The 12430-nt window shown below is 64.4% G+C and carries 11 protein-coding genes, 1 other RNA gene and 1 pseudogene; 10 read left to right on the forward strand and 3 right to left on the reverse strand.

Annotated features, from left to right (window positions below; all coding sequences use genetic code 11):
- Positions 1-52: 52 nt before the first annotated feature.
- The 9 genes from J5I97_RS12850 to J5I97_RS12890 all read left to right on the forward strand — a co-directional run bounded on the left by J5I97_RS12850 (position 53) and on the right by J5I97_RS12890 (position 8513).
- The gene (locus tag J5I97_RS12850) at positions 53-616 is read left to right on the forward strand and encodes a sigma-70 family RNA polymerase sigma factor (protein ID WP_208586936.1); all 564 of its coding nucleotides are present in this window, start codon (positions 53-55) and stop codon (positions 614-616) included.
- Entirely contained in the window at positions 613-1455 is an 843-nt protein-coding gene (locus tag J5I97_RS12855) for an anti-sigma factor (RefSeq protein WP_208586938.1), read from the forward strand. Before J5I97_RS12850 ends, J5I97_RS12855 begins: the two co-directional genes overlap by 4 nt.
- Positions 1456-1682: 227 nt before the next feature.
- Positions 1683-2681, forward strand: coding sequence for an acyl-CoA desaturase (locus tag J5I97_RS12860; RefSeq protein WP_208586939.1), 999 nt, complete (start codon positions 1683-1685; stop codon positions 2679-2681).
- A complete protein-coding gene (locus tag J5I97_RS12865; RefSeq protein WP_208586940.1) occupies positions 2678-3928 on the forward strand; it encodes an NAD(P)/FAD-dependent oxidoreductase in 1251 nt (416 codons plus the stop codon). The genes J5I97_RS12860 and J5I97_RS12865 overlap by 4 nt, the downstream gene beginning before the upstream one ends.
- Positions 3928-4812: a DUF1365 domain-containing protein gene (locus J5I97_RS12870; protein ID WP_208591730.1), complete on the forward strand. Its 885-nt coding sequence runs from the start codon at positions 3928-3930 to the stop codon at positions 4810-4812. The genes J5I97_RS12865 and J5I97_RS12870 overlap by 1 nt, the downstream gene beginning before the upstream one ends.
- Positions 4809-6104, forward strand: a complete 1296-nt coding sequence (locus tag J5I97_RS12875; protein WP_208586941.1) for an SAM-dependent methyltransferase — start codon at positions 4809-4811, stop codon at positions 6102-6104. Before J5I97_RS12870 ends, J5I97_RS12875 begins: the two co-directional genes overlap by 4 nt.
- Entirely contained in the window at positions 6101-6646 is a 546-nt protein-coding gene (locus tag J5I97_RS12880) for a DUF2878 domain-containing protein (RefSeq protein WP_208586942.1), read from the forward strand. The genes J5I97_RS12875 and J5I97_RS12880 overlap by 4 nt, the downstream gene beginning before the upstream one ends.
- Positions 6643-7425, forward strand: coding sequence for a DUF1295 domain-containing protein (locus J5I97_RS12885; RefSeq protein WP_208586943.1), 783 nt, complete (start codon positions 6643-6645; stop codon positions 7423-7425). The genes J5I97_RS12880 and J5I97_RS12885 overlap by 4 nt, the downstream gene beginning before the upstream one ends.
- A 17-nt stretch (positions 7426-7442) precedes the next feature.
- Positions 7443-8513 carry an SAM-dependent methyltransferase gene (locus tag J5I97_RS12890; RefSeq protein WP_208586944.1) on the forward strand — a complete coding sequence of 357 codons (1071 nt, stop codon included), beginning with the start codon at positions 7443-7445 and terminating at the stop codon, positions 8511-8513.
- A 59-nt stretch (positions 8514-8572) separates the two neighbouring features.
- On the opposite strand, the gene J5I97_RS12895 is transcribed toward J5I97_RS12890, so the two are convergent.
- The 3 genes and pseudogenes from J5I97_RS12895 to J5I97_RS20025 all read right to left on the reverse strand — a co-directional run.
- A non-coding RNA gene (locus tag J5I97_RS12895) (sX9 sRNA) lies at positions 8573-8648 on the reverse strand.
- A 150-nt stretch (positions 8649-8798) separates the two neighbouring features.
- A complete protein-coding gene (locus tag J5I97_RS12900) occupies positions 8799-9146 on the reverse strand; it encodes a RidA family protein (protein WP_208586946.1) in 348 nt (115 codons plus the stop codon).
- Positions 9104-9286, reverse strand: a pseudogene (locus tag J5I97_RS20025) (hypothetical protein); the annotation flags it as partial. The gene J5I97_RS12900 and the pseudogene J5I97_RS20025, both read right to left, overlap by 43 nt.
- A gap of 418 nt (positions 9287-9704) precedes the next feature.
- On the opposite strand from J5I97_RS20025, the gene mprF reads away from it, so the two are divergent.
- The gene (gene mprF / locus J5I97_RS12905; RefSeq protein ID WP_208586947.1) at positions 9705-12269 is read left to right on the forward strand and encodes a bifunctional lysylphosphatidylglycerol flippase/synthetase MprF; all 2565 of its coding nucleotides are present in this window, start codon (positions 9705-9707) and stop codon (positions 12267-12269) included.
- Positions 12270-12430: the final 161 nt, after the last annotated feature.

Here is a 12430-nt window from a genome sequence, read left to right on the forward strand (position 1 = left end):
CGTTCTGCCCGGTCCGGTAGCATCGCCCCCACCTTACCCAACGCCCGACCGCATGAGTGCCATTCCTGGCCCCGACGACGATGAAACCGGACGCCTGCTGACCGCAACCGCGGGCGGCGACCGGCATGCCTTCGAAGCGCTGTACCGACAGACCTCGCCCAAACTGTTCGGGGTGTGCCTGCGCATGATCCCGCAACGCGCCGAAGCCGAAGAAGTGCTGCAGGACGTGTTCACGCTGATCTGGCGCAAAGCCGGGCAGTTCGATCCGAGCCGTGCGCGCGGACTCACCTGGCTGGCGATGATCGCGCGCAACAAGGCAATCGACCATCTCCGCGTCAACGCGCCGCAACGCCGCAATGTGGCGCTGGAGGATGCCGGCGAACTGCGCGCCAACGATGCCTCGCCGCTGGATAGCACCGAGCGTGCCAGTACGCGTCGCCGTATCGACCATTGCCTGGCCGAACTCGAACCGCCGCGCAGCGAGTTGATCCGCACCGCGTTCTTCGAAGGCATCACCTACGAAGAACTGGCCGCGCGCACCGACACACCGCTCGGTACGGTCAAGAGCTTGATACGCCGCGGGCTGGCCAAACTCAAAGCATGTCTGGAACGATGAGCACGCCCTTTCCCATCGACCAGGAACCGCCGCGCGATGTGCTTGCAGGCGAATACGTGCTGGGGCTGCTGAGCGCCGACGAGCGCCTGGCGGCCGAACAACGCATCGCCACCGATAGCCAATTCGCGCAGGTGGTCTCGCATTGGCAAGCACATCTGGCACCGCTGCTTGAAGAGATCGCTGCGGTGACGCCGCCGGATCAGCTCTGGGCACGCGTGCACCAGACGCTGGGCTTCGATGTGCCGTTGCGCGCGGCGCCGTTGGCAGCGCCTGCCACCGATGCCACGACTACCGCGCAGGCCGCGCCGTTGTGGAACAGCGTGCGCTTCTGGCGTTGGGTCAGCGCCGCTGGCTTGGCGACTGCCGCAGTGTGCGTGCTCGCCTTGTCGAACGTGCGTATGCCGCCGGCACCGGTGCAGCCGCCGGTCGCAGGGCCCGTGGTGCAGACCCCGGTCGCACCGCCTGCGGCCACTACGCCGCCGGCGACCGGTATCGCGATGACCTCGACACTGGCCACCGAAGATGGGCGGCCAGGCTATGTAGCGTTGATGGATGCCGACAAGCACACCATCATGGTGACGCCGCTGAATCGCACCGCCACCGCCGACAAAGTGCCCGAGCTGTGGCTGATCACGCCGGACGGCAAGGCGCATTCGATGGGCACGTTCGACGATCAACGCGCACGTCGCGCGCAGATCCCCGATCAGTTGATGCCCATGCTCAGCAACGAGGCGATTCTGGCGGTCACGCTGGAACCGCCAGGCGGTGCGCCGGGCGGCGTCGCCACCGGCACGGTGGTTGCCAAGGGCGGCATCAGCACGTTGGCGATGGCGCCCTGACCAAGCGCACCTGACCCTGCTTGCGAGGGCCCCGCAAGCAAGCTCACGTTACGAGCAATTTCATCTGCGCCATCGCCATCGGGGGCGGCTATTTGTGTGCGCAATTGCGCGATTCATTCGTACGAGCAAGCGAACCCCACACATGCGTGCGACGATCGAGCAGCTTGGTGCATCTGTTTACCGGCAGCACCCGTAAAATAGTCACCACTACACACGGAGAATCACGCGTGCCGCGCACTGGACTCGACCCTCACGCCGCAACGCCTCAGCCCGCCGCCACGCGTCGTCGTGGCTGGGTTGCAACGCACCTTGGCAGCCTGCGTCGCTGGGTGGATTCGCAAACCGACGAGCCATTGGACGAGGCGCGCGCCGACCGCATCGACTGGCTGCGTGCCTTGCCCTTCATTGCCCTGCACCTTGCCTGCTTGGCGGTGTTCTGGGTGGGCGCATCATGGTTTGCCGTGAGCATGGCAGTAGCGCTGTACGCGCTGCGCATGTTCGCGCTCACTGGTTTCTATCATCGCTACTTCTCGCACCGCGCCTTCAAGACCTCGCGCATGCTGCAATTCGTGTTCGCAGCCATTGGCGCCACCTGCGTACAACGCGGGCCGCTGTGGTGGGCAGCACATCATCGCAATCATCATCGGCATACCGACACCGGCCGCGACCCGCATTCGCCGGCGCAACATGGCTTTTGGTGGAGCCACACCGGCTGGTTCCTGACCCCACGCAGTTTCCGCACCGATTGGGAGGTCATCCCCGATCTGCGCCGCTTTGCCGAGCTGCGCTTTCTCGACCGCTTCGACATCGTAATGCCGGTGCTGCTGGCACTGGGGTTGTACCTGCTCGGCGACTGGCTTGCCGATGCAGCGCCTGCATTGAAGATCAACGGCGCGCAGCTGTTGGTATGGGGCTTTGTGATCTCCACCGTGGCGTTGTTCCATGCCACCTTCACCATCAACTCGCTGGCGCACCGCTTCGGCAGCCGACGTTTCGATACGCGCGACGACAGCCGCAATAACTGGCTGCTGGCGCTGCTTACCTTTGGCGAAGGCTGGCACAACAACCACCACTTCTTCCCCGGCTCGGCGCGTCAGGGCTTGCGCTGGTGGGAATACGACGTGACCTGGTACGGGCTCAAGGCGATGTCGTGGGTGGGTCTGGTGTGGGAGCTCAAGCCGATGCCGAAGATGCTCACGCAACGTGCCGAGCGGGTGGCGCGATGAGCGAGGGCAGGATCGCCGTGGTCGGCAGCGGGATCGCCGGCCTGAGCGCAGCCTGGCTGTTGTCGCGCCGCTATGAAGTCACCTTGTTCGAAGCTGCCGATTATCTCGGCGGGCATACGCATACCCATGACATCCAGCTGGAAGGTCAGCGTTACGCGGTGGACAGCGGTTTTATCGTGTTCAACCCGCAGCACTACCCGTTGCTAACGCGTATGTTCGCCGAGCTGGATGTGGCCGCACAGCCGACCACGATGAGCTTTTCGGTGCACGATGCGCGCAGCGGGCTCGAATACAACGCCGGCAGTTTGGACGGGCTGTTCTGTCAGCGCCGCAACCTGCTCAGCCCACGCTTCTGGGGCATGCTGGCCGACCTGCGCCGCTTCTATCGCCAGGCACCGGCCGTGCTGCATAGCAACGAGCAGTTCAGCACGCTGGGCGCTTATCTGCAGCGACATGGTTATTCGGATGCGTTCCGCGATCAGCATCTGGTGCCGATGGCATCGGCGTTGTGGTCCTCGCCATTGCAACGCATCCTCGAATTTCCGATGGGCCAGCTGATCGGTTTCATGACCAATCACCACATGCTGCAGTTCAGCGGCCGACCGCAGTGGCGAGTGGTGAGTGGCGGATCCAACGGTTATGTGCGTGCGCTGCGTCGGCGCTGGCAGGTGCTCGAACGCCTGTGCACGCCGGTGCGTGCGATCCGGCGCACCCCCAATGGCGTGGTGCTCAGCTCGTTGCGTGGCGACGAACACTTCGACGAAGTGGTACTAGCCTGCCACGCCGACGATGCACTGGCGCTGCTCAGCGATGCCACGCCGACCGAGCAGCAGATCCTTGGCGGGATCACCTATCAGGATAACGACACCGTGCTGCACACCGATGCACGCGTACTGCCACGCGACCGCCGCGCCTGGGCGGCGTGGAATGCGCACGTGCCGGCAGATCCACGCGCGCCGTGCACGGTGAGTTACTGGATGAACGCGCTGCAGTCGATCGATGCGCCGCAGCCGTTCATCGTCAGCCTCAACCGCGACAACGACATCGATCAGGACAAGGTGCTGCGACGTATGCGTTATCGCCACCCGGTGCAGAATGCGGCCGCACTGGCGGCACAGACCCGCAAGGCCGAGATCCAGGGCATGCAGCACACCTGGTTTGCCGGCGCGGCCTGGGGCTTCGGCTTCCACGAAGACGGCTTGCGTAGCGGCGTGGACGTGGCGCACGGCCTGGAAGTGCACTGGTGATGCAGTTGCTGCGCGAAGCCAGCACCGATGCCGTGCCGCTGCCACCCACCGAGGGCGGTGGCGCCGGCAGCGTGCGTGGTCCGTTGCGCAGCGCGATCTATACCGGTTGGGTGCGGCATCGTCGGTTTGCGCCCAAACCGCTGAATTTCCGCTACAGGTTGTTTCTGATGTACCTGGATCTGTCCGAACTGGATCAGGTCTTCGCGCAATGCTGGCTGTGGTCGGTGGGGCGCGCCAATCTGGCGCAGTTCCGGCGCAGCGACTATCTGGGCGATCCGACCATTCCGTTGGACGAAGCAGTGCGCGATTGCGTGCAGACCCACACCGGCGAGCGCCCCGACGGTGCGATCCGCCTGCTTACGCATTTGCGCTATTTCGGCCATGTGTTCAATCCGGTCAGCTTTTACTACTGCTTCGATCGGCATGACGGCTTGCGCTGGATCGTTGCGGAAATCACCAACACGCCGTGGCAGCAGCGGCATACCTATGTGCTGCCGGTCGCACAGGCGCGCACGCACCGCGACGTGCATGCGTGGCGCTTCGACAAGCGCTTCCATGTCTCGCCGTTCATGGACATGCAGCATCGCTACGACTGGCGATTCAGCGTACCGGATGCGCAGTTGCGCGTGCATATGGACGTGCTGGACGCAGCTGGCGACGATGCCGACGGCGCAATCGACAACAGCGGCACGCGCCGCTTCGACGCCACCTTGGCGCTGCAACGCGAACCGCTCAATGCACGCAGCCTGGCGCGCACCTTGCTGGCCTACCCCTTGATGACCGTACAGGTGGTGGTCGCCATCCACTGGCAGGCCCTGCGCCTGTGGCTGCGCGGCAACCCTGTGCACGACCACCCTCATCCGCCTGTGCGAGAACCCCGATGAACGCTACGTCCCTGCCCGACAACGCTGCGCCGCGCGCGGCGTCCTGGACGGACCGCTTGTTGCGCAAGCGCTTGCTGGCCACGCTCGGCGACCTGCACGATGGACAACTGCAACTGCACGAGGCAGATGGCGTCACCACACTCGGCACGGCCAGTGGCGCAGACGCCCTGCAGATGCAATTGCGCGTCGACGATCCTGGTTTCTATCGGCAAGCCGCGCTCAATGGCAGCGTCGGCGCCGGTGAGTCGTACATGGATGGGCAGTGGCAATGCGATGACCTGGTCGCGCTGATGCGCTTGCTGCTGCGCAACCGCGACCGCCTGGATGCAATGGAAACCGGCACTGCGCGCCTGGGTGGTTGGGCGATGCGTAGCCTGCATGCGTTTGCACGCAATACCCGCAGCGGCAGCCAGCGCAATATCGCCGCGCATTACGATCTGGGCAACCCGCTATTTCGTCTGTTTCTCGATGAAAACCTGATGTATTCGTCGGCGATCTTCGTCGATGACGAGGAGGCACAAGGCGAAGCGGCACTGGAGCGTGCGGCCACACGCAAGCTCGAACGCATCTGCCAGAAACTGCGGCTTGGCCCGCAGCACCATGTGGTGGAAATCGGCACCGGCTGGGGCGGGTTCGCGCTGCACGCCGCGCGTCGGCACGGCTGCCGCGTCACCACCACCACCATCTCCCGCGAGCAGTTCGAGCTGGCGACCCAACGCATCGCCGCAGCCGGATTGAGCGACCGGGTCACCGTGTTGTTGCGCGACTATCGCGATCTGGAAGGCCGCTTCGACAGGGTGGTGTCGATCGAGATGATCGAGGCGATCGGCCATCACTATCTTGACACCTATTTCGGCAAGGTCGGCAGCCTGCTTTCCGACGATGGCGAGGCGCTGATCCAGGCCATCACCATCGAAGATCACCGCTATGCGCAAGCGCTGCGCTCGGTGGATTTCATCAAGCGGCATATCTTTCCCGGCAGTTTCATTCCCTCGGTGGCGGCGATGACCGGCGCGATCGCACGCGCCAGCGATCTGCGTCTGTTCAATCTCGAAGACATCGGCCCGAGCTATGCGTTGACGCTGCGCGCCTGGCGCCAGCGTTTCATGGCGCAGCTGCCGCAGGTGCGTGCACTGGGCTACGACGAACGCTTCATCCGCATGTGGGAATTCTATCTAGCCTATTGCGAAGCCGGTTTTCTGGAGCGCTCGATCGGCGATGTGCATCTATGGTTGAGCAAACCGGGCGCACGTCCGCCGCAGTTCGTCCCCGGCCTTGGTACCGACGCATGAAACAACTTGGCAACTATCTGGGCTTGCAGGTGCTATGGCTGGTGGCAGTCAGCGCGGCCGCGCATGCGCGAATCTGGCCGACGCTGCTGGTATTGGCGCTGTTTGCGCTGTATCAGCTGTGGCCATCGCGGCGCGCACCCGGCGATGTGCAGTTGATGATCGCGGCGCTGTCGCTGGGATTGTTGCTGGATACCACGCTTGCCGCCGGCAACTGGGTGCGTTACGCCGCGCCATGGCCTGGTACCTTGCTGGCGCCGGCGTGGATTCTGGCGTTGTGGCTGGGCTTTGCGCTCACGCTCAATCATTCGCTGGCCACGGTGATGCAACGGCCATGGTTGGCCGTGGTGCTCGGCGCCATCTTCGGGCCGTTCTCGTATTGGCTGGCGCAGCGCAGCTGGCACGCAGTGGAATTGCTGCCGCCACACCTGCACGCAGCGATTGCCGTCGGCATCGGCTGGGGCGCTGCCTGTGGCATGTTGTCGCTGTATGCACGGCGCCTGGCGCGACCATTGCCTGAGCGCATCACCGGAGAACTGCAATGAATGTCTGGCCGCTGCTGCATGTCGGCGTGTTCGCAAGCGTGGTGATGGTGCTGGGTTGGCTATGGCAACGCCGCAGCGGCAATGCCGGACCGGTCGATGTGTTGTGGGCGGCATGCCTGGCCGTCGCTGCGCCGTATTGTGCGTGGATGTCCGATGGCGCGTTGTTGCCGCGCGTATCGGTGGCTGTGCTCGGCGGTGTATGGGGTGCGCGCCTTGCATTGCATCTGGGCGTGCGCGTGTTCGGCGACCCGCACGAAGATGGCCGTTACCGCGCATTGCGCGAGCATTGGAACGGCGACCAACGCAAATTCCTCGGGTTTTTCCTCGCACAGGCAATCGTGGTCATGCTGTTTGCAGTGCCGTTTCTGGCCGCTGCGAGTAATCCGAATCCGACATGGAGCGTATGGACCGGCGTGGCGATCATGGTGTGGTTGATCGCGGTCGGCGGCGAGGCACTGGCGGATCGGCAGCTGTCTGCGCACAAAGCCGACCCAGCCAATCGCGGCATCACCTGCCGTCGCGGGCTGTGGCGCTATTCGCGCCACCCCAATTATTTTTTCGAGTTCGTGCATTGGTTCGCCTACCTTGCGCTGGCTGTCGGCGCCGGCCCATGGCCGGTAGCCTTGTGTGCGCTCGGGCCGGTGGTGATGTTCGTGTTTCTGTATCGCTTCACCGGCATTCCCTACACCGAGCAGCAGGCGCTGCGCTCGCGTGGTGAGGACTACGCCCGGTACCAGCGCAGCACCAGCGCATTTTTCCCGCTTCCCCCTTCGTTCTGAGTGGCCTGGAGAGTCGTATGTCCACCGTTACCGTCCCACCCTCCTCGCTGCCCGAAGAAGCCTTCGCCACCCGCTTGGCCGAGTTCGGATTACTGCCCGATGCCATGCTGCGTTACGGCATCCGCCGGCTGTGCGCGCAGCGCCTGCGCGATGAGCGCGGCGATGGGGCCGATGCCAGCGGCGAACGGCAACGCGCGTTTATCGACAGCCTGCGCGCCAGCGCGATTGCGATCGAAACCGATGCCGCCAATCGTCAGCACTACGAGTTGCCACCGCAGTTCTTCACCCTGTGCCTGGGCCGCCGGCTCAAGTACAGCAGCTGTTATTGGGACGCGACCACTTCGGATCTGGATGCCGCCGAAGAACGCATGCTGGCGCTATACGGTGAGCGTGCCGAACTGGCCGATGGCCAACGCATTCTGGAACTTGGCTGCGGCTGGGGCTCGTTGACCTTGTGGATGGCCGAGCGCTATCCCGGTGGCACCATCACCGCGGTGTCCAACTCACGTCCACAGCGCGCGCATATTCTGGAACAGTGCCGCGTGCGCGGGCTGAGCAACGTGCAGGTCATCACTGCCGACGTCAACGCGCTGGTGTTGCCGCCAGGCGACTTCGACCGCGTGGTATCGGTGGAAATGTTCGAACACATGCGCAATTACCGCGAGCTGCTGGCACGCGTCGGCAGCTGGCTGGCACCGGGCGGTAAGTTGTTCGTGCATATCTTCTGTCACCGCGAGCTGGCCTATCCGTTCGAAGTGGCAGGCGAAGATAACTGGATGGGCCGGCATTTCTTCACCGGCGGGCTGATGCCGGCGGCCGATACCTTGCTGCATTTCCAGCAGGACGTGGTCATCGAGCAACGCTGGCTGCTGTCGGGCGAGCATTACGAGAAGACCGCCAACGCGTGGCTGGAGAATCAGGACCGCCACCGCGAGCAGATCATACCGTTGCTGCGCCAGACCTACGGCGAGGACGCGCAGCGTTGGTGGCAGCGCTGGCGCATGTTCTGGCTGGCCTGCGCAGAATTGTTCGGTTACGACCAGGGTCGCGAATGGGGTGTGGCGCATTATCGCTTCGTCAAGCGCTGATCGACCAGGCGACCGCTGACAGTGCAATGCGACTGTCGGTCGAGCGCCACATTTAGAGCAGCTAACACAACGTAGCGAGCATTCGTCAGGTGGGTGCGGACGGCGTGCAGGAACCGCAGTGTACGCGTGGTACATGCCGATTCCGAGCACCGGCCGCGCCCGCCTGGCGGTGAGCGCAGTCGTTTTGTTAGCCGCTCTTATTTGCGCTTTAACCGTCACGAATGTCCTGAGACCTCAGCCCTGCCGCACGCGCATCAGACAAACCCCGCGCATGCAGCGGCGCGATCAGCCTGCTGCAGCGGTGATGACGATCTCGACCTTCCAGTCCGGCCGTGCCAGCTTGGCTTCGATGGTGGCGCGCGCAGGCGTGAAACCGTGCGGTACCCATTCGTCCCAAGCCTTGTTCATTCCGTCAAAATCGGCGATGTCGGCCAGGTAGATCTCCGCGCGCAGGATCTTGGCCTTGTCGCTGGCCGCCAGCGTCAATAGCTTGTCGATCTCGCCCAGCACCTGGCGGGTCTGCCCGGTGATGTCTTCGCTGGTGTCTTCGGCAATCTGGCCGGCTAGGTAACACACCCCACCATGGACGGTCATTTCGGACATACGCGCACCTGCATCGAATCGCTGCACCATTTCAGACTTCCCAGGGTTGTTTGACTCCCGGTATTGTCACGCGAATGCGGCAAACGTGCAGCTCCGCCACGCACGCATCGCGCCAGCCAAGTGCGCACCAGCACCATCCAGAGCAAGATCAGCACGATCGCGATCTCCTGGCCGCAGATCGCCGCCCAGTCACTGCATCACCAGCACCAAGCCAGTAAAGGCCACACCTGCCCATGCAGGGATGGCACCGGCGTGGCCGCTCCAGCGTGACGGAAGTGGCGGCGTGGGTCGCGCGATATCCGCGTGATCGAGTGGATAGCCCATCGGCAGTCCGTCTCTTTTCCAACTGTCATGCCGACCATGTCGTTTCTCTACGACACGCGGGTGCGCCTTTGTCCTATTATGCGCGCGCGTCCTGCACCGACACTATGTCGGTTCGATCGAACCACGCGTTCACTTGATTTCGGCACTCACGCGATCACGCTGCATGCACCATCAACCCGGCTGGCCCATACAGACCGACCGCGCGCGCGGGGCACATATCGTGCATGCGCCCTGCGCCCACTTTCAGCAGATCCCGTTACCCTCATGATGGATCACTCCGTGTCTTCCAAAGCGCCCGCCAGAGGTTGGCGTCGTGCCATGCCGGTCATCATCAGCCTGGCGATTCTGGCGATGGCGCTGCACGCGCTGTCCTCACAGTTCACCGACCTCGGCTATCACCAGATACGCCAAGCGTTCCGTGCACTGGGAGCTGGGCAGATCGCGCTCACCCTGTTGCTGGGCCTGAGCAGCTACGTCTGTCTGGTGGGCTTCGACTGGGTGGGGCTCAAGCGCACCGGCAAGCGGCTGCATCCGGCGCGCGTGGGCATCACCGCCTTCATGGCGCATGCGGTCGGGCAGACGCTGGGCTTTGCCGCGCTCACCGGCGGGGCGGTGCGCCTGCGCGGCTATGGCAGCGTGGGGCTGACTTTGGCCGAGATCGGCCAGGTGGTGCTGATGAGCACGCTGGGCTTTATTTTCGGTGCCTGGGTGCTGATCTGCCTGGCGCTGATGCTGGAACCGGAAGTGGCCGCGCGCGCGGTGCCGATCACCGCACAAGGCGTCCGCGCCGCCGGCATCGCCTTGCTGGTCGGCTACCTTGCCATGTTGGTGCTGGTCGGCAAGCAAGGCCGCGAATTCGGCATCGGCAGCCATCGTTTCTGGCTGCCCGACCGCACCACCGTGCTCGGCGTGACTGCGCTCAGCGTGGTCGAATTGGGCCTGGCGGCGGCGGCGTTCTACGTGCTGCTGCCGCCGGATCCAGGTACTGGCTACTTCGGTTTCATCGGCATCTGGCTGGTTGCGGTGGTCGCCGGGCTGATCTCCACCGTGCCGGCCGGCCTGGGTGTGTTCGAGTGGAGCCTGCTCAAGCTGCTGCCGCATGTCGCCCCTGCCGCAGTGCTGGCGGCTGCGCTGGCCTACCGCGTGACCTATTACATCGTGCCGTTGCTGATCTCGGTTGCGATGGCGGCCGCCTCGGGGCTGGGCGCGCCGGTACGTGCCAGCGCCAGTACCGCCCGCACGGTGTGGAAGGCGTTGCGCCCATGGCTGCCGCAGATTCTGGCCTTGGCGGTGTTTGCGGTCGGCGCGACACTGGTGATCGACGGCACCCTGCCGACGCCCCGCGCGCGCCAGGAAGTGGCGCCGCTGCCGCTGATCGAAACCTCGCATCTGCTGGTCAGCCTCGGCGGCATGCTGCTGCTGTTGATCGGCCAGGGGCTGCAGCGTCGCAGTCATGCGGCCTGGATGCTGGCGCTTGGCGTGTGCGTGCTGCTGCCGCCGCTGGCGCTGCTGCGCGGCAGCCATATCTCGGTGTCGCTTTCGGCGGCGCTGGCCGCAGTCGCGCTATGGGCCGCGCGGCGCGAGTTCTATCGCCAGGGCGCGCTGCTGGATGAAGCCTGGTCGTGGCGCTGGCTGAGTAATCTGGGCCTGGTGCTGGTGGCCACGTTCTGGCTGCTGTTCTTCGTCTACAGCCATATCGAATACAGCAACGACCTGTGGTGGCAGTTCGCCACCTCGGCCAATGCGCCGCGTGCGCTACGCGATGCGTTGATCCTGTGCGTGGGCGTGATCGTATTCGGCATGGCGCGGCTGCTGCGTGGCGGGCGCGGCCCGTTGCCGGCCGCCGATGCGCAGACGTTGCAGACGCTGGCCCCGATCCTGGACACCAACATCGACACCCAGGCCTGTCTGGCATTGATCGGCGACAAGGCGTTTCTGCGCGATGAGCAGGGCCGCGGCTTTGTGATGATGCAGCGCTACGGCGGCTCGCTGATCTCGATGGGCGACCCGGTCGGCCCGCCCGAGGTTGCAAGTGCGCTGACTTGGCGCTTCCGTGAAGAAGCCGACCGCATGGGCCTGCGCCCGGTGTTCTATCAGGTCGGCGAAAAATACTGGCAAACCTATCTCGACATGGGCCTGACGCTGGTCAAACTGGGCGAAGAAGCGATCGTGCCGCTGCAAGATTTCACCCTGGAAGGCCGCGACCGCGCCGATCTGCGCCAGGCATGGAACCGCGGCAAGCGTGGCGGGCTGACCTTCCGCATGCTGCAGCCCGAGCAGGTGGATGCGGTGTTGCCGCGTCTGTCCGAGGTGTCCGAGCAGTGGCTGGAAGAAAAATCAGGCGAAGAAAAGGGCTTCTCGCTGGGCAGCTTCGATGCGGACTATCTGCGCCGCCTTCCGTTGTGCGTGGCCGAGGCAGAAGGGGAGATCGTCGCCTTCGCCAATGTGTGGCGGGCGCCTGCCGGCGGCGAGCTGTCGGTGGATCTGATGCGGCATAGCGCGCAAGCCCCGAAGGGCACGATGGATTTCCTGTTCATCGAGCTGTTTCTGTGGGGGCAGGCCAACGGCTATAAGCGCTTCTCGCTGGGCATGGCGCCGCTGTCGGGCCTGGCCGAGCACCGCCTGGCCGGCCGCTGGAACCGTTTCGCCAGCCTGGTCGCACGCCACGGCGAACGCTTCTACGGATTCAGCGGGCTGCGCCGTTTCAAGTCCAAGTTCGCTCCGACTTGGCGCCCGCGCTACCTGGTCGCGCCGGGCGGCATGCATCTGCCGGCCGCGTTACTGGATGTCACCCGTTTGATCTCGGTGAATCCGGGCCGGCAGGAGTGAGGCCTGGGGTCTGGCATGCGCCAGGTCTGCGAGGGATATTGATTGCCTGCATCGAGTGCTGCTTGAACGTGCTGCCGCTCGATTCGTTTGCTGCTCGAACGATCACTCCCTGATCGTCTTCGCGTTGATCGACCCACCGCGTGACCGGTCTCACATCAAGA

This window comes from Xanthomonas fragariae (assembly GCF_017603965.1).
Classification (GTDB): Bacteria; Pseudomonadota; Gammaproteobacteria; order Xanthomonadales; family Xanthomonadaceae; genus Xanthomonas; species Xanthomonas fragariae_A.